Origin of the sequence: Pseudodesulfovibrio profundus, assembly GCF_900217235.1 — a bacterium.
In the GTDB taxonomy this organism is placed as follows: Bacteria; Desulfobacterota; Desulfovibrionia; order Desulfovibrionales; family Desulfovibrionaceae; genus Pseudodesulfovibrio; species Pseudodesulfovibrio profundus.
The window spans coordinates 73,304-95,369 of the sequence record NZ_LT907975.1 but is presented as its reverse complement, the minus strand read 5'-3'; the positions used below and the strand labels follow the sequence as shown (position 1 = coordinate 95,369).

At 49.0% G+C, this 22,066-nt stretch carries 16 protein-coding genes; 9 read left to right on the top strand and 7 right to left on the bottom strand.

Going from position 1 to position 22,066, the window contains the following annotated elements:
- Window positions 1-321 precede the first annotated feature (321 nt).
- The gene (locus DPRO_RS00430) at window positions 322-972 is read right to left on the bottom strand and encodes an IS1595 family transposase (RefSeq protein WP_097012874.1); all 651 of its coding nucleotides are present in this window, start codon (window positions 970-972) and stop codon (window positions 322-324) included.
- Between the two features lie 150 nt (window positions 973-1,122).
- Between DPRO_RS00430 and DPRO_RS00425 the strand changes: the two genes are divergently transcribed.
- Complete coding sequence (locus DPRO_RS00425) at window positions 1,123-2,949, top strand: UvrD-helicase domain-containing protein (protein ID WP_097010298.1); 1,827 nt, start codon at window positions 1,123-1,125, stop codon at window positions 2,947-2,949.
- 89 nt (window positions 2,950-3,038) lie between these two features.
- Here the strand turns inward: DPRO_RS00425 and DPRO_RS00420 are convergent, their stop codons facing one another.
- A complete protein-coding gene (locus tag DPRO_RS00420; RefSeq protein ID WP_097010253.1) occupies window positions 3,039-4,106 on the bottom strand; it encodes an IS5 family transposase in 1,068 nt (355 codons plus the stop codon).
- A gap of 41 nt (window positions 4,107-4,147) precedes the next feature.
- On the opposite strand from DPRO_RS00420, the gene DPRO_RS00415 reads away from it, so the two are divergent.
- From DPRO_RS00415 to DPRO_RS00395, 5 genes are read left to right on the top strand one after another with little or no spacing between them, the layout of a single operon-like run.
- Window positions 4,148-4,579 carry a hypothetical protein gene (locus tag DPRO_RS00415; RefSeq protein ID WP_157917327.1) on the top strand — a complete coding sequence of 144 codons (432 nt, stop codon included), beginning with the start codon at window positions 4,148-4,150 and terminating at the stop codon, window positions 4,577-4,579.
- A gap of 15 nt (window positions 4,580-4,594) precedes the next feature.
- Window positions 4,595-7,801, top strand: coding sequence for a helicase-related protein (locus DPRO_RS00410; protein WP_197706488.1), 3,207 nt, complete (start codon window positions 4,595-4,597; stop codon window positions 7,799-7,801).
- On the top strand, window positions 7,788-9,632 hold the full coding sequence (drmB, locus tag DPRO_RS00405; RefSeq protein ID WP_097010296.1) for a DUF1998 domain-containing protein: 1,845 nt from the start codon (window positions 7,788-7,790) through the stop codon (window positions 9,630-9,632). Before DPRO_RS00410 ends, drmB begins: the two co-directional genes overlap by 14 nt.
- Window positions 9,633-9,682: 50 nt before the next feature.
- Entirely contained in the window at window positions 9,683-11,305 is a 1,623-nt protein-coding gene (locus tag DPRO_RS00400; RefSeq protein WP_162291137.1) for an NERD domain-containing protein, read from the top strand.
- A 41-nt stretch (window positions 11,306-11,346) separates the two neighbouring features.
- Window positions 11,347-11,841, top strand: coding sequence for a hypothetical protein (locus tag DPRO_RS00395; RefSeq protein ID WP_097010294.1), 495 nt, complete (start codon window positions 11,347-11,349; stop codon window positions 11,839-11,841).
- Window positions 11,842-12,810: 969 nt separating this feature from the next.
- Here DPRO_RS00395 and DPRO_RS00385 read toward each other — a convergent pair.
- From DPRO_RS00385 to DPRO_RS00375, 4 genes are all read right to left on the bottom strand, one after another.
- The gene (locus DPRO_RS00385) at window positions 12,811-15,189 is read right to left on the bottom strand and encodes a phage NrS-1 polymerase family protein (protein ID WP_097010292.1); all 2,379 of its coding nucleotides are present in this window, start codon (window positions 15,187-15,189) and stop codon (window positions 12,811-12,813) included.
- Between the two features lie 12 nt (window positions 15,190-15,201).
- On the bottom strand, window positions 15,202-15,456 hold the full coding sequence (locus tag DPRO_RS19875; RefSeq protein ID WP_157917326.1) for a hypothetical protein: 255 nt from the start codon (window positions 15,454-15,456) through the stop codon (window positions 15,202-15,204).
- Window positions 15,456-15,743: a helix-turn-helix transcriptional regulator gene (locus tag DPRO_RS00380; RefSeq protein ID WP_197706487.1), complete on the bottom strand. Its 288-nt coding sequence runs from the start codon at window positions 15,741-15,743 to the stop codon at window positions 15,456-15,458. Before DPRO_RS00380 ends, DPRO_RS19875 begins: the two co-directional genes overlap by 1 nt.
- 259 nt (window positions 15,744-16,002) lie before the next feature.
- Entirely contained in the window at window positions 16,003-16,653 is a 651-nt protein-coding gene (locus DPRO_RS00375; RefSeq protein ID WP_157917325.1) for a tyrosine-type recombinase/integrase, read from the bottom strand.
- A 515-nt stretch (window positions 16,654-17,168) separates the two neighbouring features.
- Here DPRO_RS00375 and DPRO_RS00370 point away from each other — a divergent pair.
- From DPRO_RS00370 to DPRO_RS00360, 3 genes are all read left to right on the top strand, one after another.
- Window positions 17,169-17,922 (top strand): IS5 family transposase gene (locus tag DPRO_RS00370; protein WP_097010290.1). Its coding sequence is split into 2 segments (ribosomal slippage): window positions 17,169-17,506 and window positions 17,505-17,922, totalling 756 coding nucleotides; the frame shifts between segments, so codons are not numbered across the junction.
- Window positions 17,923-18,376: 454 nt separating this feature from the next.
- A complete protein-coding gene (locus tag DPRO_RS00365; protein WP_097010289.1) occupies window positions 18,377-19,024 on the top strand; it encodes an HD domain-containing protein in 648 nt (215 codons plus the stop codon).
- A gap of 99 nt (window positions 19,025-19,123) precedes the next feature.
- Window positions 19,124-19,687 (top strand): DUF922 domain-containing protein, encoded by a 564-nt coding sequence (locus tag DPRO_RS00360; protein WP_097010288.1) that lies wholly within the window; start codon window positions 19,124-19,126, stop codon window positions 19,685-19,687.
- A 48-nt stretch (window positions 19,688-19,735) separates the two neighbouring features.
- On the opposite strand, the gene DPRO_RS00355 is transcribed toward DPRO_RS00360, so the two are convergent.
- On the bottom strand, window positions 19,736-22,066 hold the full coding sequence (locus DPRO_RS00355) for an FAD-dependent oxidoreductase (protein WP_097010287.1): 2,331 nt from the start codon (window positions 22,064-22,066) through the stop codon (window positions 19,736-19,738).

Sequence of the window (22,066 nt, the reverse complement as noted above, 5' to 3'; positions counted from 1 at the left end):
CTCCGCTCCGCCCTCGGCCCTTCGGGCCGCCCCTGCGGGGACGGGCTACGCTCCACAACGGCTGCGGCGAACCGCCTCCACGGAGGCACAAACTCGGACGCAGGACTCCACCTTAAAATGGCCGATCAGTGGTCCAAAGGATGGGGGGAGGCGCACTCCAAAAGATGAAGGACTCATTCAAACTAACATTCAACACAATCCAAGACAGAATTTGGAGACAAAACAGATACTGTCCTAGTCATCCACAAAAAAGCAGAGTTACCGGTGTCATAAAAAGAGATGGTAAATACTTTCTAAAAACCAAGGGGCTGTACCAGATAACTAGCCCATATGTCTTCTAACCCACTGTTTCAGTTGTTTAAACTGGCTTCGCGGATTGCTGTTATTAAAACGCCACTCGCATTCCTTTAAAAACAGAGAAAAATGCTTGGTTGGAATGCCGTTGAATTTCCTCATATGGCGTTTGGCCTGGTTCCAAAAATTCTCGATTCCATTGATGTGGTTGTGGCTATCTGCAAACAGCTTCGAGTGGTTGATTCGGAAGTGTTTGAACGCTGACACATCAAGGACATTGTAGCCATACCAGCAGTCCGAGTAAACCACACTGTCTGGCTGGATTCTTTCCTGAATAATGGGAAGCAAGGTTTTACCTTTCGCATCAGGAATCACCTGTGTATAGACCTTCCCGCCCCTTTTAAGGATTCCAAAAACAGGAACCTTACCAGCCGCCCCACGTCCTCTTTTGCCCTTTCGCTTGCCACCGAAGTAGCTCTCATCGACCTCAAATTCGCCAAAATCCATCCCTTCACAGGACTCTTCTACCGCTATGATTTCCCGGAGCCGGTGAAAGTAATAGGCGGCTGTTTTGACGTTCACACCAACCAGATCGGCAGCGCAACGAGCTGTCGTGCCAGCCACAAAATGTTCGATTAAACGAAGCTGCTTGTCCTTGCTCAAACGACTTTTTCGCATTGCCATACCGATAACCCAAAGGAGTTATCTGGTACAGCCCCAAAACCAAATGCGATCATATATACCAGTGTAAAGACGCTGAACGCGGACAGTGCCGTAACGTCAAAGAAATCGACTACGATAAATAACCATTGATCTGGTCAGGAAGACATGAAAATTACCGTTTGGGATGGTGATAAAAAGAAGTTCAAAGGCAAGCTTCGAACGCGCACGGAAGCTTCCGCCACCTATGCCAAATGGGAAGGAGAATCTTACCTCGTAAGGAACAATAACGAGATATGGCTGACAGGCTCCCCACCGAATAGTCCTAATGAGCAATCACAAAACAATAATCCGGACGACACTCCGCCATCTTCCTCTGCCCAGCCCGCTCCTGAGTACTCCCCCCCAACAGAGCCTCCTGCTGACGACTTTTTTGCAGGCTTGTCTCCGACTGACGGAACGGACGTAGACACCCCAGCCCCATTGCCTAGCGAGGGAATCAATTGGGATCCTTCTCAGGAAGCCGTTATCCAAGCATCACAAGACGCCAAATTGCTCGTAAGCGCTGGACCTGGGACAGGAAAGACGGCTGTAGCATGTAAAAGAGTTGCGCACCTGATTGAAAAGCATGGATGCAACCCAAACAGAATATGGTTGATAAGCTTCACAAGGACGGCTGTCGCTGAAATACGAGCTAGGATAGCCTCACACCTCACGAGCAAGTACGATGCGTATTCCGTAAGAATTGCGACGCTCGATTCATTTGCCTGGAAGATCAATTCCGGATTCGATGAAGAAGCCTGCCTCGACGGCTCCTTTGAAAACAATATCGATGCAACAATTGATCTTGTCAGGCGGGATGAGGACGTTTTCTACCACTTGAGCAAGGCCGACCACCTGATAGTTGATGAAGCACAGGATTTCATAGGGAACAGAGCGACTCTTGTTCTCGAAATCATCAACAAGCTTCAGGAAAATGCGGGCGTGACTGTCTTTGCCGATGAGGCGCAAGCCATTTACGGTTTCTCGATAGGGGACTCCGAAGCCGATTCCCCGGATGCCAGCCGGACCTTGCCCCAAAGAATACGTGTGCAAAACAGATTTGAAGAAACCGAGTTGACGACAATCCACAGAACCTCTTCGCTTGGCTTGAAATCCATCTTTCAGGGAACACGCCACGAAGTCCTGGAAGAAAGTAGCCATACTCTCTCCAAATATCACAATATTTGTGACCAGATTCGGAACAAGGCAGACTTCATGGACGATGACGAATTCGACCCATTACGTTTGCCTCAAGAGGACAGCTGCTTTGCCCTCTTCCGATCCAAGAAGGAAGTTCTGAAAGCATCGTCGACAATGAAGGCCAGCCCGCACCGCATTCGAATGGGAAACATCTCGGCTGGTATCGTGCCATGGATAGGAGCCCTCCTCAGCGGCATTGATCAAAGCCATTTGAAAAGCCGTGACTTCAAGACCCTTTGGGTTGAGCGTGAAATCGAACCTATTGCGCAAGGAGCGGATCCCGATTCAGCTTGGAAATCGCTGAAGAAACTTGGGGGAGGCATCAAAAAACCGAAGGTGGATTTGGCCAAACTGCGGAAGAACTTGGCCAACCAGAACCTACCTCCGGAACTGGTGCTGCCTGAATTGGGCATGAATGGTCCGATCTTGGGTACCATCCATGCAGCAAAAGGCCGAGAAGCCGAACATGTTTATCTCTGCCTCCCTCCCAACGTAGGAGGACGGCAGGCCGATTACGATGAAGAAACCCGAGTGATGTTTGTGGGTGCCACTCGAGCAAAGAGCTGCTTGCACGTATACAAAGGGTTCAAGACATCCTTCGGGAATCGTGCAGGAGAAGAAAGGGTATGGGAAAAGGCTTGGGGGCAGGGCCAAGGGCCTGTTGCACGAGTTCAAATCGGCTGTCCTTCCGATATCGAGACCTCTGCGCATCCCCTTTTCGCGTCCGTGCCTTGCGCTCCGCACCCAATTTGATGTTCTGACCGCACCCCAGCTTGGGCTCATTCCCGGCCTTTTCCTGCCATTTCTGGCCGAAATGCCGGATTTTGGACGCACCTCTCCCTTCAGGCTCGCGCCAGTCGAACAGCTTTTTTCAAATTGAACGCCATGGCGAGGATGTGGAACTCTCCCTCCACCTTCTCACGACCCACGTATCGGGACCGAAAGAATGCGTAGCCACGTTTGAGTGTGCCGAAGGCCCGCTCGACTATTTGCCGAATGCTGCTGATGTCACGGTTGCGGGTCTTTTCGAAGTCTGTCAGCCTGCCGCCACGAGGCGTCTTGTCCATGGTTCCGTCCTCCAAATCGCGATCAAACAGAATGTCCCGGTTCTTCCCGCTGCAATAGCCCTTGTCCGCATAAACCCGTGCGCCGGGATCAAGGCCGACGCCATTCACGAGCCGCTCGAATTCGCCCGTGTCCGAATGGTTCGCGGGAGTGATGTGACCACAGAGCAGAAACCCGTCTCGACTGTCCGTCGCGGCATGGAGCTTGTAGCCGTAATAGGCCCGATTTCTCTTGCGGAGCCAGGCCGCCTCCTCGTCATCCGAATAGCTGACCCGGCAGTCCACCGGCCCATCCTGTTCTTCGGCGTCCTCGGAACGGTCCTCAGGCATCACGTCGATAACCTTGCGCGGCCGCCGCTGCGACTCGACTACCGAGGCGTCCACCACGGCTCCCTCACGGACAAGAAGCCCTTGTCCTTCAAGCTGGCGGTTAAGCATGTCGAGCAAGGAGTCCAGCACCTTCAGGCGGATCAAACCGTTACGGAAACGGCATATGGTGGTCTCGTCCGGCACGTCGTCCTCGATGGAAAAACCGGTAAATCTGACAAAGGAGAGCCGGTCGAGCAGCGCCTGCTCCACGCCCGGATCACTCAGGTTGTACCAACGCTGCAAGAGCAGAATCTTGAACATCGCCAGAGGCGGATAGGCGGGATTGCCCACGGCGTTGGCCTTGCGCCTGATCTTCTTGCACAGAAAGGCGTTGATGGGCTGCCAGTCGATGAGTTCGTTGATCTCATCCAGAAATGTGGTCTTGGTTCTGCGGTGCCCCAGGAAGTAATCACCCAACCGAGGTCCTTTCTGCCGAATAGCCATGCCTTCCTCCTTTGGATGGAGAAATAATAGCATAATAAATCAAATAGTTAAAGAGTAAAAGTGTGGGATTTGCCGTGCAGAGGTCTCATATCGATTTCAATTGCTTGGCAGGACAGGCCCTGTACGGCTCCGAAGAAGACGTCGAGACCGTGCAAAATTCGCTGAGAACCGTAGCTGCACGCGTGGCAGAAACTGGCCCAATGGACTTGATTGCATCGAAAAACAACAAAGGACTCTATGAACTCCGGACCGATGATGGAAATGTCATATCCATGCTGTCCAAAAAAGTCACAGACTCCTTGTTTGCTATAGGCAAAAGACTCAACAACGACAGTCCGGGACTGTACCCTCCACGCACGTTCAAAGGTATCAAACTGATGGATTTTTGCACAATGGTTGTCGGTGAAGATGCCTCCATCTGCCACATGTTGCATAGCCCTTGGGATGACCAGGGGATCATACTTGCGCCCAGGATCATTGGCTATCCTTGGGTCAATTTCAACTGATAAGGATTTTCACAAATGGGAATGCGAAGCAACATAATGGACCGCCTTGCCGAAGACCTTGTCGGCCCATATTCCGAAGACGAACTGCTCGAACCTCGGCTGTCCCCCCAAAACCTCATTCTCCAAAGTCGCCCTGGTGATGTCTATCTCAGTGGAATCCTTTGGCCACAAAAGACCAAGGTGGACCCTTCTGAAGATGAAAGTTTGGGAGCAGAAGGCGTTGGTGATGACAGCGATACCGGATCATCTTCGGAGGCGGAACAAACACCATTTTCCAATATGATGCGGCCAAGTTCTGCCGGGTTATCCTTTGCAGCCAAATGTGATGGAGAATTCCCGGAACTGGCCATCAAGGTGTCTTTTGGAGTTTATGTCCCGGAACGGTTTCCCATGAAAATAGGTGACAAGGATGTGGATGCAAAGGCCTGGAGACGCAGACATGTCAACATCGAAAAAACTGTTCTCGTAAAGAGCACCAAGAATTTGAATCCGTACAAATTGAAAATCGAAAATCTACCCGACGGTATCTATTTGTATTTCAAAAAGACTCCAAGCCCGGTCGGAGAGCTGATAAGTGTATCGCTTGTCAATGGAATGGAACTGGAAAAAGCCAATAGGGAAGACATCGAGAAATACACCCTCTTCCAAGTCGAGATCAAGGTTTCGCCCGGAAAAAACACACGCTTCGTGGCCCGTCCATCCAGGCGCTCAGGACTCGAGGTAGAAGACCAATCCGCCAATCTCCTTTACCGATCGAAACTCGAATTTGCCACAGGTCATACCTGCTCGGCGACATGGACTAAGGCTGATGACGGAATTCATGCGACTGAAGTCGCTACCACATGGCTACCAAGCTCAAAAATCCTGGACACCAACCCTGACGGGCACACTCTTTTCCACAAACTGAAAGAGAGTGCTCCTCATCCGACTCTTTCCGTACCGTGGCTTTCAACTGCTACGGATGATGAGTTGAACAAAGCTCTCGCGTTGCTTCCACGAGCGTATGAAGAGTGGATTGAACTCCAGGAGCAGCGAATTCCAAGCTTGTCTGCAGAGCACATTGAAGCTGCTCGAAACAATCTGCAAGCATGCAAAGACATCAATAACAGAATGATGTCCGGTGCCAATACGATTGCTCAATCTCCCGAAATAGCCGAGGCCTTCCGACTGGCCAACCAGGCAATGCTCACACAGTTCAGGTGGAGCAAGGGGGAAGACGCTGAATTGTTCTGGCGTCCCTTCCAGCTGGGTTTCATTCTTCTTGCTGTGAAATCCACTCTTTTGGACATCACAGATGATGCAGCTCTCGACGAACGACAGACCATGGATTTGCTGTGGTTCCCGACAGGTGGTGGCAAGACGGAAGCATATCTCGGACTGATAGCAATACTTGTCTTCTATCGCCGCCTGAAACACGGGAAAGCACCGAATGAAGGACGAGGTATCGCTGCAATAATGCGGTACACCCTTCGCCTCTTGACGACACAACAGTTTGCAAGGGCAAGCTCTCTGATCTTTGCTTGTGAGGTCATCCGGCGTAACAATGAAAACCGCTTGGGGACGATTCCCTTCTCCATCGGACTTTGGGTCGGGGACAGTGCCTCACCGAACAGGATCAAGGATGCCGTCAAGGCATTGGCTGGTGACAAAGAGCTTTCATCCCCGAAGCAATTATCCTCCTGCCCGGCATGCAAAGGGAAGCTGGAGTGGAGAATTGATCGCAGCGTTAGTGAAATACATGCACGTTGCACAGGCAAGAAACCATGCCCTCTGAGATCTGATGCACCTCTGCCCATATGGACTGTTGACGAGGACATCTACAAAAAACATCCGACGCTATTGATAGGGACTGTCGACAAATTTGCCCAGATATTAAGAAGGCCGGAGACCAACGCCCTTTTCGGCATAAACAGAAATACTCCCCCTGATCTGATCATTCAGGACGAACTTCATTTGATTGGCGGCCCTCTGGGGTCCATGACAGGACTCTACGAAGCCTTGGTAGATAAACTTTTCGAGTGCAATGGCATTCCCCCCAAAATTATAGGCTCGACGGCTACGATCAAAAGAGCGGACGAACAGGTACGAGGTCTGTTCAACCGAAACACCGAACAATTCCCTCCTCCATGCATCGATGCAGACGACTCCGGCTTTGCCGTAACCAAAGAGGGGTCAACTGGTCGAATCTATCAAGGTGCGACGACCGCTGGCCGATCGGCAAAATTTGCTCTTCAAGCAGTTTCAGCCTCCCTACTGCAGTCAGCACAAGCCCTTTCCGATCAAACGGACAAGTTGACTTTGGACGAATGGTGGACGCTTGTGGCCTACTTCAATTCCTTGCGAGAGCTAGGGGGCGCATTAGTTTTGATGCAGGATGATGTTCATGATGCAATTGATACGATTTCACATAGGAGAAAAGAGAACTCCAGGATGTCAGAAGTCGTTGAAGAGCTTACTTCTCGGCTTACCCAAACCAAGGTCGGCGAAATGTTGGTGGACCTCGAAACCACTGCCGATGAAGACGGAGTCCTCGATGTAGTTCTTGCCTCCAACATGTTGAGTGTCGGCGTCGACATTTCTCGTTTGGGGCTGATGGTGGTCAATGGACAACCCAAGGGAATGTCGGAGTATATTCAGGCTACAAGCCGCGTAGGCCGAAGCAATGTCCCGGGTCTGGTCGTCTCGATACTAAACAACGCCAAGGCCAGAGACCGTTCTCATTTCGAAAGTTTCAGAACCTGGCATCAGTCACTCTATCGTGATGTGGAACCTGCCAGCGTGACCCCCTTTGCCCCAAGGGCAAGGGACAAGGCTCTTCACGCCGTCCTCGTGGGGCTGGTCCGGCATTTGGATCCGGCCATGCTTAACTCTCCTGACTTGAAAAATGCCGATCCCAAGAAACTAGATAAGTTCATTGACTACATCATAGCCAGAGCCAATGAAGTGGACCCGGAAGAGACCGACATACTCATGGAACTGAAAAACCTGATTCACAAATGGCAATCCAGAGGTGCTTCCGAATACTGGCATCCCTTCAAATCTCGCATATCCTTGTTGCAAAGTGCGGAAGATGCCGCTGCCAAGAGAGCATCAGGAAACACTATAGGCGAAGCATGGCCCACCCCGAACAGCATGCGAACCGTCGAGCCATCAGTGCGCTTCAAACTCATTCCGCAAGCTTTCATGAAAAAGAAAGAGGAGGGCCAAGATGGCCAAGTATGAATTGGGCGACCTGCGTCGCAGCATGGTGATCATGAATGCCGCACCTGGAGCTGTGGTCGACTTCAGAGCTGATGGAGCTCCGATATCTGCCGTGGTCGCTGGCCAAGATGCTTGGGATCGTTTTTTCCCACCTGTGGGATTGGCTAATCCCCAAGTCGTCTATGAAGAAAGGCTTCAAAAGAAACTGAAAGTTGAAGGCTTCAGGCTCCCTCCGGTCCGCCCTTCAGACGAAGTGAAAAGAAGCAAGGAAAAGGGATGGAATCCGAGAGCATTGACCGCTGTCCGCTTCCCGGACTGGCTCCAGTGTCCTCAATGCAACAGAATCGCCCAAGCAAAATACTGGGGAGACGAGCCTGGCCGCCCTTGGAAAAAGTGTTCACCTTGTTCTGTAGAAGCAGGAGAGACAATATTTGTCGTCCCGGTTCGTTTTGTCATGGCTTGCGCCAATGGCCACTTGGATGAATTCCCATGGCACAGCTGGGTTGGACACAACAAGAACGACTGTTATGGGGAAAATGGATTTCTCAAATTGAAATCTGAAGGCCCCGGTCTTGCTGGTCTTGTTCTCAGCTGCACCAAATGCAAAGCAAGCAAACCGCTGGAAGGAATATTCAGTTCTACAACCTGGGAGCAGAAAAAACTCAAATGCAAAGGCAAAAGACCTTGGCTTGGAGACCTAGATCCCACGCCATGCGAATTGGTTCCAAGGGTCATGCAACGTGGTGCTTCAAACATGTACTTCCCTGTCATGGAAACCGCACTGAGCATCCCGCCATGGTCCAACCGCCTACCGGAGGAAGTTGGACAATTTTGGGGAGCGCTCGAAAACGTTGAGGACATGAATGGCCGAATCAAACTCATCAAACAACTGGAAGTTGCAGGGCTGAAGGATGTGATGGAAGCCCTAGATCTCACCAGAGAAAGCTTGGCTCAACAGGTCGAAGAGTACAAACGCCTAGTAGCTTCTTCCAACAAGGAGAATCTACGTGTGGATGAGCACCGTCAATTCTCTTGCCGATCGTCCAATCCCGGAGATGAATCCCAGAACTTCGAAATGCGGCATGAAAATGTTCCAGCAACCATGGCAAAGTTTTTTGATCGCATCGTCCGTCTCGTTCGGCTCAGGGAAGTTAGGGCCTTGAAAGGATTTACTCGCATATTCCCGGCTGGAGAAGAAGGCCAGAATATTGCCCCCATATACTCGGAAAAAAAACAATGGCTTCCGGCTGTCGAAGTAAAAGGAGAAGGAATATACATTTCCTTCAGCCCCCAAGCTCTTCAAAAGTGGGAAAAAGAGGTAACCGCTATCAAGCGTGCCCAGGAAATTCAATCAATGTACGTCCGCCAATGGAAGGAAATGCATGATGAAGAAGCCCCAGACAGGACCATTACTCCACGATTTCTGCTGATACACACGTTTGCCCATGTCCTCATGAAGCAACTGACCATGGAATGTGGATATTCGAGTGCGGCATTGCGGGAACGGTTGTATGTGGATCAGGAAGACATGGCTGGTGTACTTATCTACACTTCCACCTCCGATGCCGATGGAACGCTTGGGGGGCTGCAAAGGCAAGGTAAGTCGAACAAGATCGGCAACATCGTCGAAAGTGCCATCCAATCGATAGAGTGGTGTTCCTCCGATCCTCTTTGCATTGAAGGTCTCATGTGCGGTGTTGACAGCTTATCCTTGTCGGCATGCCACTCTTGCGTACTGGCCCCGGAAACGTCCTGTGAAGAATTCAACCGATTTCTGGACAGGGCACTATTGATTGGCCTCCCTGACGAACCGGAGCTCGGTTTCTTTTCAAACATGATGAGGAATAGTTGATGGTTAAGATGTGGCCCCGGACCATACCTCCGGATATCCGGAATTTTCCAATGCGTAATGCCGAGTGCAAGGTGTTCGACAAACTCGAATCCGAGCTTGGCCCGGGGTATGTGGTCTTTTATTCTCGACCTTGGCATGGCTTGACCCCCCAAGGAAATGAAATAGATGGCGAGTGCGACTTCATTGTTGCCCATCCGCAATACGGTGTACTTTTCATAGAAGTTAAAGGCGGAGTCATCTCACATGACCCAGCCTCTTCCAAATGGACCTCTACAGATAGATACCAGATTGTCCACACAATAAAAAATCCTGTTGAACAAGCGCGGTCTTCAAAACACAACCTGTTAAGAAAACTCAAAGACACCAATTCATGGCCAACCCACTGGGTTCACCTCTGCCATGGTGTCATTTTTCCCGACTGCGAAGTCCCGGCGCATGACCTCGGTGCAGATATGCCAAGAGAAATCTTCTGCGACGGCAACCAGTTCAACAATTCATTCAAGACTTGGATCAAAGACAGACTTTGCCCGAACGCTGCTGCAAACAATTGCAACCCCATAGGAAGTCATGGAATCGCGGCCTTAGAGGAACTGCTTGCTCAGCCCATAAGTTTGCACAGACCGCTCATTTTCGATGTTGATGACAACGACAGAGTCATTACGGCTTTGACACAGAATCAATTCATCATTCTCAACAGTATTCAAAACATTAGACGGGCAGCCATTTCAGGAGGAGCCGGCACCGGCAAGACCGTCTTGGCGCAAGAAGAAGCCATTCGATGTTCGAAGGAAGAACTGTCGACACTATTTGTTTGCTATAACAGCGCCCTAGCCAAACAGATTCAGAAAGACCTAGCCGACTATCCAGATATCCCCGTTCACACCTTCCATTCATTATGCGGCTACTTGGCAAGGGAGTCAGGCCAACCGCTAGAAAAGATACCTGGGAAGGATTTTTATGATGAGATATTGCCAGAAGCTTTGATCAACGCCACCGAAATCTTGTCCCACATGAAATATGATGTGATCATTGTAGATGAAGGCCAAGATTTCAGGGAACACTGGTGGGTCGCTTTGGATGGCCTGCTGAAAGAAAATGCAAAGTTGAGAGTTTTCTGGGACTGCAATCAAGCTGTTTACGGTGAACCGTCTCTTCCGCAAGATACGAACTCGATTGATATCCCACTGAACAAGAACCTGAGAAATTCCAAACATATTTTTGACATCATCAAAACTAGGTACAAAGGGACGCCACTTCATCCGACCGGCCCGGACGGATATCCCGTCGAGTGGCTGAAAACAGCAGATATCACACCCCCAATTGATGTCACATCGATAACAATCAAGCGACTCATTGAAAAAGAAAAGATACCGCCAAAGGATATCGCTATCCTAATAGCAACAGAGGCAGAACAACTTAAGCAAGAATTGATTGTCAGGTTGCCAGACATTTCGTTCGACAACAGTCATACCGATCAGTCTGATTGTGTAGTGGTTGACACTATTCGACGATTTAAAGGATTAGAAAGACCAATTGTAGTTATTGTCGCAACGGAGCAACTTACGACTAATCAACAACTCCAATATATTGGCTTTTCAAGAGCAAGGACACACCTAGTCATAGTCGGCTCTAATAATGACCTAAGCCAGCTATCAACAACACAGATTGTATAGTTAATTCAAAAAAAATCCCCCGAAGCAAGGTATAATCATCCATGAAAGAAAACAAATTACTGATGGCTAAATTTTACGTTGTTGATGGCGTATCTTACCCTGCCGCAGAAACCGCTTGTGGGCATTTCGGAAAAAATGGTTATGCCAGCATGAAAGTATGTAGGGATTTGGGTTTTATGGATGACCAAGCTAAGGGATCAATGAATTTAAACAGCTTTTTGGATTATGTCAGATCGAAAGGACATAGCGCCCAAGAAAGCCTCTTCGAAGTATCACCCACACACAATTTCATGCAGAACAACGGATACGGAGTAAAATTCACGCAGGAAGAAATCGATTTGAGCAGACTGTATTTGGTCGACGGCATTTCATACACCAAAGCCGAAGAAATGCTCGATATTCACAACCGCAAAGGTTTTGCAACAATGTATGCCGTTTGCAAGGTGGGAGCGTTCAAAGGCAAATCCGAACGAAACTCTATGAGCCAAGACGAATTCACAGCAAGATTGGCTAAACTCGGTGTAAGTGTAGCCTAGCGGAAATATCACCACTCCAAATTCTATCGATTTGGCCGAAGACCGTTTAGGTAGCCGCGATCGAACACATACCTACGACCACCACCGAAACACTCATAGATAGCCCGAGGACAGCAATTATGTGCACATTACTGTGCTTTGATGCACCGTCATCATTAAACACGACGTCTGCCTTCTCTATTTTCTCCACGTTCTGATTCTTTCCTCTTCCATAAGGACAAAACGATCATCAAAACAGGCCCCCAAACAGGCTTCTTACTATGTGTGATACCAGTCTATTAGCAATTTCTAGCTGTTAAGATGATCACTAGGATGATTGTTAATCCCTTGCTCTTGCTCAAGAGCCTCGCACGCGCGCGTTAAGAGGTCAGATTCATGCTCCGGGTAAATTTCTAAAAACCATCCCTCCTCTAGAGGGAATTAACATGTCCATTTGATCAAATATTGCCCTCGGAAGAGATTGGAGCCCACATATATAAATCAATTCTACGAGGTCTTGCCGGAACGAACGAGGGCAATCGGTCTCCATGACACCGTAAGACAATGAGAACTGATACGTTTGCCCTCCGACCTCAGCTACGCCGGCAAACGAATTGACCTCTATCAGAAGACTCGTGATTTCAGCCTTACCATTCTCCAACTCTTTGCAAAACGAAGTATCTAAAACATATCGCATGCGCATCTCCTGGTTTCGATGTTGTAACCGTTCCAGTTCAATGCATATCGCGTTGTCCTACACTCGTAAGCGGGGTAAAATGCCTACACGACGTTCTACACACATGTTTCGTCAGTTTTGTCAGCAAGTTCATCAACTAAGCACATAAATCATATGGCATTACAATAATACAATAATATCATTATATTATAAAACATAAAGAAGGCTTTTATAAATCGTGACAGATCATCCATGTTGCGCACAATCTTTAAAAAACAACTGACAAAACCGACGAAACCATCAAAGCCCGGACGCTACTTCAGATGATAAACAATTGAAGGACGTCCACCGTTGCTTCCAGCCTTCCTCTCTTCCTGATTTGCCATCCCTTTTGCGAGAATCTCTTTGAGGAACCTGTCAACCAAGTCTCCCTTAAGCTCCCCCCATCCCAACCTAGTAAGCTCTCTTCGAGTAAAGCTCTTGAGATCTTTTGCTCTAAGCCGATGACACACTCCAGTCAGCCACTCTCCCCGCGGCTCAAAGACAACTCTGCGCCACATGTAAGAGAAATAGTCGTCTATCAGCCGAATTGCCCCTCTAAGGATTTCGACGGATACTTTTCGAACATTCGACACATCACCTAAAGCCCATGAAGTCAGATGTAAAACAAGAGCAAGGCTGCACATCAACCCCTCAGCCTTACTTACAAACCCCAGCACAGGACTGTTGGCAAGGCTTCTCAGTGATTCCGTATGATTTTCAAGCCATTCATTGTATAGCTTTTGTGCGTCAGAATCAAAACGGATAGGATTACAAACAGATTCTTCGATGTGTTTTGGATCAACCCCAAGCTCTTTGGACCAATCAGCACTGAAAAGCTTGTTACAAACCTCATGATACTTAATGCGCAGCATCTCATCAGGATAACGATCTACCCCCTTAAACACAGAGATGTCTGGATATGCAATCAATCCAAACCGCTCCAGCATGCCATCATCAATTCCTTGCTTTCCAAAAAAAAGTTCTTTCAGTACTGCTGGCTGGATTCCTCCGATGAGGCTGATGCGAGCTTCTTTGACATAGACATCCCCTCCCCCCTTTCTATTACTGCTATAAGGCCCACCACTGTGGGCCTGAAGCCAAAAATGCCTATCATTTCCACGACTGTACCTCCCCATATTTCTGAGAAGTCCCGAGATCTCATCAGCCACGTAAGTCAATCTTGGGTTGTTCACCATAATCATTGCCAAGGCCTCAATAGTCACATCATTTACAACAGGCTGAATACGGACAGGCTCTGATTCAGGATATTCAATATCAAAATATTCATCGTCAATTGATTGGGTTCCATTCATATTCTTGGCCGCCATACTGCGAGCCTTTTCAGCACGCTCCCACTCAGCCACTTCCTCCTTATAGCGCTTCAGGCTCTTCGCCTGAATATCAAACAGGGGTCTTAAAGCTACCTTTTGTGCAGGAGACTTCTTGCTGCCTTTCTGGGCTACAACAAGCCCCCAAAGGCAAGCAGCTACCTCCCATTCAAAATTGTATTTCTTCGGAATGAGTCGAGGCTGGCTGCCAATGCACCCAGAAAGATCAACTAATAAAGGAACGCCAATCAGTTCAGGAGGACATCCCATACGCTCGGAGTTATCCTTGATGAAACCGGTAATATCTTTTGGCAATGCATCAAGAGGAAACTCTGGTGCATATGTATACCCTTCAGAAAAATCGCCACCTTCACACACAGGGGGATTGTCATCAAAATCATCCTCAGGAGATAACTGAGGACCAAAGACTGACTTACAGGAACTAATAGCCTTTGAAATGGTACGATCTCGATAGTCTCGCCTGTTTACCCATTTCGACCGACACAATTCAGAAGAGTTAAAAAGGCGTTCCATCTGGTCCGGATCTCTTCCCGAATAGAAGGCGAGCATATTGCAAAGAGCAAGATCAGCTTCTGACCCTGAGCCATACGATTCGGTATTACCTTCATCATACAACCTCGAAAAAGCCTCGCCCTTCTTGCCTTCACGTGCAAATCGGACCACATCTGCATCAGAAATGTTTGAGAGCCCCCTCAAATCATCAAGATCAAACTGCCAATCGCCCTCCTCCTTCATCTCCGAACCAAAGACCTCACTATAGAGAGAGTCAAGAGCATCCTGAAACTTACGAATTAAATATGGTTCTCCTAAAATCTGATCGACATACACATCGCCAGTCACAGTCAGAAACCGCTTCTCCTCATACATTTCAATGGTTCCCTTCCGCCTAGGACCAGGAGGAAGCTTTCCATAACCGAAAATCCGAAGCCCCTTTCCGCTGGGACTGAACTCGGTATACGTGGCAAGGGCGTCTACAATCTCCTGAGCCCAAGGTTCGACCACCCCATCGGCAGACACGCAGTTATCGAGATCAATACCAACAAGATTCTTAACCACGCCCATGACGATTCCCAAACCAGCATACTTACCATTACGATATGCCTTGCTAGCTTCTTCAAACGAACAACCAGAGGCAGGGATAGTTGCATTCACTCGCTTTTCTGTGCGCGGAGAGTAAGGAATCTTGCCAATCTTCCCTTCGCCATTTGGCTTCGCCTTCCAAACAATCCACGAGTCAGCACTCCTCAGCTCATCGGGAATTGAGCCAAAATCAGGGGAGGTACAATTAAATGAAACATTCATACTCTTCTCCCCCTAAACATTACGCTTCAGGTAGTTGATAATCCTTGAGTTTACTTTTGCAGAATGACCACCAGCAGTCAAAATGGAATAACAATCACCACATGTCGGGAGATCAAAAGTAGCAACCTTCTGCTGAGGAAACCAATTGTTTGCGTCAGTATATCCGACAATAGTCGTCATGGTAGTCGTATTTTCTCCACAATAAAAACAAGCCTCACGATAACCACGGATAGGAAGCTTTGCTAACGGGTCCAAATACCAAAACATTACTTTTCCTCCCCATTGTTAATCTGATAACGATCCATATGATTAATCAGATCGTCCAAAGCATAGCGGACAACCCTATCAAGCTTGATATAACGAGGCCCTTCGGCATTATGTCGCCAAGCTTCAAGAGTCTGGGGAGACAGGCTGAGAAATTCAGCAGCCTGCGGGGTGGTTAAGTAGCCTGAATGATGAGAAGAGGAATCTAATCTTTCCTCAAGGGAGGCAAGACGGCCATCAATGATTTCAATAGCGTCAAGTACGGGACGGAATAAATCTTTTAAATCCATAACAAATCTCCTTTGTTGAGATACCCGCCATCCCGTGGGACGACGGGCATCGTTTTCTCGGGTCCTCCATCACTAGAGAACCACCATGGACTCTCTTTCGAGACCGCGCATAGCGTCGGTGGCCAGGTACAAAAACAAATCTCATTTCTTTCTCCTCTCTAAAAAATTGGTTCTTGATTTTCATCTAACCAAGGGATTACCTCAAAATTAACAGCCCCAATTTTTTTTTGTCAACCAACGTTTGACCTGCACTCTCACATCAGTACTCATGAACAATATTAGTCAATTTTTCCCATATGTTCTCTATCGCATCACGCATTGCGCCTTGCAGGTGATCGCGGGAAATGTAGCTGAAAGACACATGAGGGACCTTGTGATTCATAACCAATGCGGTAGTGGTAAAATCGACCCCAGCCTCAACTGCCAAATTCCTGAAAGTATGCCGAGCTTGATGCGGAGAGTAAGGCAAAGACTCTTCGCGGCGGATATTTACAAAGCCGTGCTTCGAATTCGGCGAAGGGAAAATAAAAGGGGAAGCCAATGGAGCGCAGAGGGATTTCAGACTCATCAACCTCTCATACATTCCTTTCGGTATTGGGAGGTCATAGGCCCTATCAGCTCCACCTTTTGGCGTGGGCACATGGAGAACACCTTCATCGGAAAGATGCTCCCACCTCGCAGAACGAGCACTCATGGATCGCAGTCCCGTCGAGAGCATCAGCGCCCAGCACTCAGCACGAATTCGATCATCATTATTTTCAATGCGCTCCCACAGGTCTCTAATTTCATCATGTGAAAGAGCCCAATCTCGAGCCTTTTCCTTATTCATCCTGACAGCTCTGGATACAGGATTCGGCGGCAGGTCTTCGACAGCGGAAGCGTGGTTGTAGAGAAGCTTGAGAACCCTCATTGCGCCATTCGCCCCATAAGGCCCAGTTGTCTCAGTCATCTTCTGGTGTAAAGCTCTGACCTCAGAACGCCCAATTTCTGAGAGAGGTCGATTCATTAAAGACTTTAATGGCCCAAGAAGCTTCCTTTCATACCATGTGAGAGTTTCTGGACTGAGTTCCTTTCCCCGCGACTGTCGATAGTCCTCCCAAGAATCCTTGAGAGTCATCCGAGCTACAGGTTTGAGGTTGGGATTCTCCCCTCGTCTGACGGCAAGCTTATTTTCGACAGCTCGATGACGAGCTTCTTTGAGACTGAGTTCATCTGAGCGGCCAAGGGTTACGGAGATGGCCCTTACCTTGCGCCCGTTGACCCATTGGTCTGTGACCAGCTTAAACGAAGCTGACTTCTTTCCAATAACCAACCTGAGACCACTAACCTCACTGTCGTAAAGCTGCTTGCCAGGTGGGTATGTACCTCTAGGGCGTGTCGACAATCATTCTGAGATTTGCTATACTTATTGGCAGGAGGTTGGCAGTGCAAAAAAGACACGCTCTACGCGACGATCAGTGGGATAAAATCAAAGAATATCTTCCAGGAAAACAAAGTGACTGCGGTGTAACTGCAAAAGATAACAGGCTATTCATTGATGCAGTCATGTGGATTGGCAAGACAGGGGCGCCTTGGCGAGATTTGCCAGAAAGCTATGGCAAGTGGTCTTCGGTCCATAAGAGATTTATCCGCTGGGCCAAGAAAGGTGTATGGCAAATGATCTTCAACACGCTTGCGGTAGACGCTGATACTGAATGGCTCATGATTGACAGCACAATAGTGCGAGCTCATCAGCATTCGGCTGGCGGAAAGGGGGCACCTCCAGCAGTCGGTGGGGAAATCTAGAGGAGGGTTTTCAACGAAAGTCCATGCTGCCACAGATGCTCTCGGATGTCCAACTAAATTCATATTAACACCTGGAAATACAGCGGATTGCAGTATGGCGATTCCGCTTATTGAAGGACAGGCTGCCGAGCATGTCCTTGCTGATAAGGGCTATGATTCAGATGAAATTGTAATGGCAATTGAAGCCATGAATGCCAATCCGGTTGTCCCTCCTCGCTCTCACAGAAAGACAAGGCGAACATATGACAAACATCTCTATAAGGAGCGAAGTGCTATAGAGTGTATGTTTGGAAATTTAAAACAGTTTCGAAGGATTGCAACACGATACGACAAGCTGGCGACGTCCTATCTTGCTTTCGTGTACGTAGGAGCAATGTGGCTGTGGCTGAAGTGATTGTCGACACACCCTAGCCTTGTTAACGATACCCTGAGTAAGTTTCGTTGGCATATTCGACTACTCCTTTCCCGGCCTGTTCTCAGGCCCGTTGCTACGCAAGGCCACTCAAAGCCGGATAAAGAGAGTATATCGTCTAAAGCACTGGTCGCGAACCATTATTGTCAGTTATTATGCCTTATTAAAGTCCATCGCGCGTAGCTTAAAATCCCTTGTTCTTCGGGACGTGCGGGTTCAAATCCCGCCCCAGGTACCAGAAGTATTGAGCGGACACAGTTTACGGACTGTGTCCGTTTGTTTTTTGAAGATCTAGATTTCACAATACCCCTCTTTTTTTGTTCCTCCAAATGCACACTTTTCCCATTGACAGAACTCATCATGCAAACTAAGCACAAAAAGTTTTTGTCTACCTTTATACTATAAAAATACAACATGTTGATATTAAAGAAATAAAATGAAAAAAGTTTTTGAAAAAATCTGGAACATGGCTTTGCCGCACCAGGATAAACGTGATGATGCCGGTCATGCCTTCATTACCCTTGAGTATGCCAAGCAGTTGGTTGACCTTGAAGCCGGGGATCCTGAAGTGGTCATCCCAGCCATTATATTGCACGATACTGGCTGGAGTCGTTTGACCCGTGATGAATGGATGGTTGTCTTTTCGCCTGATGCAACTGCAGCAGACGAGATGGTTGTCCGACTTCGGCATCAAGAAGAAGGTGTTAATATCGCCAAAGAAATCCTTGAGTCCATCGACTATCCTGCCAACTGGACGGAAGAAATAGTGGAGATAATTTCTCAGCACGACACCCGCAAGGGCTTCATTTCCAATAACGAAGGTCTCATGCGTGATGCTGACAAATTATGGCGTTTCTCGAAAACAGGTTTTGATGCGGACGTTGATCGCTTTGAAATAGCCCCACAAGTTCTTCACGACAGGATCATCAAGCAAATCCCGAGTGATGGATTCTTCTATAGCCAGACATCCAGAGAGTTGGCATACGAAGAACTCGAACGCCGACGCAGAGAGTTTGAACGAGTAGCCAACATGAAGCCTCTCACTGAAACACATTCATCAGTTACTTCACAAAAATCGCTTTAACCCAAATGACAAACAGAAGGCTGCATCCAAGGATGCAGCCTTCTTTCTTGATGCCCAGTGACACTTATGGTGTAGTATAGGCACAAGGACAATAACCAAATGAAGCTTATATACACGATCATAACCACGCTCTTCCTGAGTGTTCCGGCATGGGCCGAGGTCATCATTATCGAACAGGATGACTTCTACTCGGTGAATGGCGTTGGCAAGAGAGAAATCCTTCAGGATATGGAGCGTCGTGCTCCCTATAAGAAGGGGAACGACACCTACCCGGCCTATACGCAGACAGACATCAAATACAACTATAGCTGGGAAAACCGTGCAGGGAGATGCAACGTAACAGACGTTAAGGTATATCTAACCCTGACATACGTTTACCCCAAGCTGGTTAGACTACAAAGCGGCAGCGTAAAATGGTGGTGGAAAGACACCATGAAAAAGTATGTCACCCATGAGAAAATCCATGGGAACATATCAAAGCGTTGGGCCCATGAGCTTGATAGAGAATTGCGCGCTCTCAAGGATTTGAATTGCGGAACAGCCAAGCAAACCATAACCACCCGAGCACAATACATTATCCGACAGATGCGCGAAAAGCAGGAAGAATATGACAGAGTCACCAAGCACGGGCGACTCCAACACAAATACCGCGGGCCACAATAAGATAAAGGGCGACAAGATCATCTTGTCGCCCTTTAATATTACAATCGATTAAGCCAGTGGCGCCGGGTCTTTCATATCCCATATCCCGCATGGGCAGGAATTGGCACAGAAGCCACAAGCAATACACTTTTCCGGGTCCACGACACGCTCGAAACCGCCTTCGGGCAACTCTTTGCGGGAAATGGCCGACTGCGGACACAGCGAATCGCAGATGTAGCAATCCCGGCATGAGCCACACGAAGAACACTCGGAGCCACAGTGGTTGGCGTCGCTGAACTCAATGACGCGCGGATCAAAGTATTCCAAGGTCATGCGTGTATAATCTATCATGTCGCTCGTATCGGATTTGGGACGACGGTTATTAAAAAGGTCATCAATAACCTCTGCCGTTCTTCGACCATGACCAATGGCATGGGTCAGCAAACCGGGCCGCACGATATCACCGATGGCGAACACCTGTGAATCCGTGGTCTGAAAGTCGTCATTCACGACGACATGCCCGCGATCCAACGCGATATTGTCAGGCAGGAAGTCAATGTCGGGAGCATCTCCAATGGACATGATGACCGTGTCGGCCTCCAGCAACTCACCAGACTGGAGCAACACTCCCTCTTCCGTGACCTCTTTGGTGAAGCAAGGCCACTTGAAGCGAGCACCAACCGCCTCAGCCTCTTTCCGCTCCTTGCCGAAAGATGCTGGTTCCTGAATATCGATCAACGTGATGTCTGTGGCACCTTCAGCGGCAGCCACGGTCGCGACATCACAACCAACGTTACCAGCGCCGATGATAACGACACGCTTGCCAATCTTGGCCTGATTCTTTTTGGCGTCTTTCAGGAAGGTCAACGCTGGGTAAATGCGCTCGTGCCCGGGAACAGGGATGACACGCGGTTTTTGCGCCCCCACTGCCAGGACCACGTAATCGTATTCATCCTTGAGTTCTTCAAACTCCGGAGCCTTCAGTTCCTGTTGCAGGTGAACATGCGGCAATACCTTTGCAGCACGATCCACCTCAGCTTGAACCACTTCTTTAGGCACGCGACTGTTAGGGATTGATGAAGTAATTTTTCCGCCCAGAGTTTCCGCCATGTCAAAAACCACAGCTTCATGCCCCTTCATCCGGATCTGCCATGCCACGGAGATACCGGCAGGTCCGCCACCGATGACGGCGACACGTTTGCCGGAAAGTGGAGGCAACTCAGGAGCGGCACTTTTATGCCCTTCTCTACCAAGTTTGGTAATATCGACAGGCGCCATGCCCTGCTGCGTAGAGCGTGTACACCCTTCCATACACAGATTGGGGCAAAGGTAGCCACAAACCGTCGCGGGGAATGGAGTATACGCCAAGGCCAGATCAACAGCTTCGTCCATCAAGCCGTCGCGCACCAATTGCCAACGCTTCTGAACAGGCATACCGGTAGGACAGTTGGACTGACAGGGAGCCATGTACTTTCTGTTCTCCCATACAGGTACAGAGCGACGCAGATCGCCGTGCGCGATGAGCGGAATAGGAGACCGGTCCAAAGAGGTCAAATCACCGATCAAACCACCCTGCCCCAATTCGGCGTCCCAAACCTTAGACCGGAAGTCGGCCATGGAGCGACGGGTTTTCCCTTTCTTTTCAAAGGGAGTCTTGGCACGGATCAACTGCCAATCCTCACGCTTGGTAAGCCGCTTGAGCAAACGGGAGCGTTTGATCTTCTTGAGGTAAGTAGCCAACCCTGCGCTTAACCACTCCCATGATGCATCATCTATGGGCTCCATAAGCGCATCAGCCTGAGAAAAGCCATCGATGGGACCACGGACAAATATCCGTCCCCCAACCATGCCGACACAGGGACGATACCCGAGAATATTCTCTGCGTTCTGTGGCTCATGGCCACATATAACAGCGGTTCCACCAGCCATGAACTCGGCGAAATAATCGCCCACAGAGCCGAGGACCCACAACTCCGGCGGATCAAAACGGGGGTTGGTTTTGGTCATGGTCATACCACGTGCGCCGATGTTTCCAGCGACCATCACCTTGCCCTGGGCCATGGCGTTACATGCACCGTTGCTTGCGTTACCGTGAACGACAATTTCAGCCCCGGCATTCAGCCAGCCCACATCATCTGAGATGGGACCCATGACTTCAATGCTTGTCCCAGGGAACCCTTTTGATCCAATTCGCTGACCGGCTGAGCCAGTGATGGTGATCGAGACCGGTTCTTCCTTGGAAACCCACAAGCGTCCGCCGATTCCATGTTGGCCCATGGCCTCGATTTCCATCTTGCGGGCACCATTTCGCACGGCTGCCTGTATACGTTCTTCCAGGATACGTGATTCGACACGTACGCCGTCATCATGTCCCTGGATGCGTTCTATTTTCTTTGCCAT

Coding starts and splice junctions, on each gene's coding strand:
- DPRO_RS00425 (WP_097010298.1), top strand. CDS start 1,123: ATGAAAATTACCGTTTGGGATGGTGATAAAAAGAAGTTCAAAGGCAAG.
- DPRO_RS19875 (WP_157917326.1), bottom strand. CDS start 15,456: ATGTTTTGGTATTTGGACCCGTTAGCAAAGCTTCCTATCCGTGGTTAT.
- DPRO_RS00410 (WP_197706488.1), top strand. CDS start 4,595: ATGGGAATGCGAAGCAACATAATGGACCGCCTTGCCGAAGACCTTGTC.
- DPRO_RS00380 (WP_197706487.1), bottom strand. CDS start 15,743: ATGGATTTAAAAGATTTATTCCGTCCCGTACTTGACGCTATTGAAATC.
- DPRO_RS00385 (WP_097010292.1), bottom strand. CDS start 15,189: ATGAATGTTTCATTTAATTGTACCTCCCCTGATTTTGGCTCAATTCCC.
- DPRO_RS00360 (WP_097010288.1), top strand. CDS start 19,124: ATGAAGCTTATATACACGATCATAACCACGCTCTTCCTGAGTGTTCCG.
- DPRO_RS00355 (WP_097010287.1), bottom strand. CDS start 22,066: ATGGCAAAGAAAATAGAACGCATCCAGGGACATGATGACGGCGTACGT.
- DPRO_RS00365 (WP_097010289.1), top strand. CDS start 18,377: ATGAAAAAAGTTTTTGAAAAAATCTGGAACATGGCTTTGCCGCACCAG.
- DPRO_RS00420 (WP_097010253.1), bottom strand. CDS start 4,106: ATGCTATTATTTCTCCATCCAAAGGAGGAAGGCATGGCTATTCGGCAG.
- DPRO_RS00395 (WP_097010294.1), top strand. CDS start 11,347: ATGAAAGAAAACAAATTACTGATGGCTAAATTTTACGTTGTTGATGGC.
- DPRO_RS00375 (WP_157917325.1), bottom strand. CDS start 16,653: ATGAGGGTTCTCAAGCTTCTCTACAACCACGCTTCCGCTGTCGAAGAC.
- DPRO_RS00400 (WP_162291137.1), top strand. CDS start 9,683: ATGCGTAATGCCGAGTGCAAGGTGTTCGACAAACTCGAATCCGAGCTT.
- DPRO_RS00430 (WP_097012874.1), bottom strand. CDS start 972: ATGCGAAAAAGTCGTTTGAGCAAGGACAAGCAGCTTCGTTTAATCGAA.
- drmB (WP_097010296.1), top strand. CDS start 7,788: ATGGCCAAGTATGAATTGGGCGACCTGCGTCGCAGCATGGTGATCATG.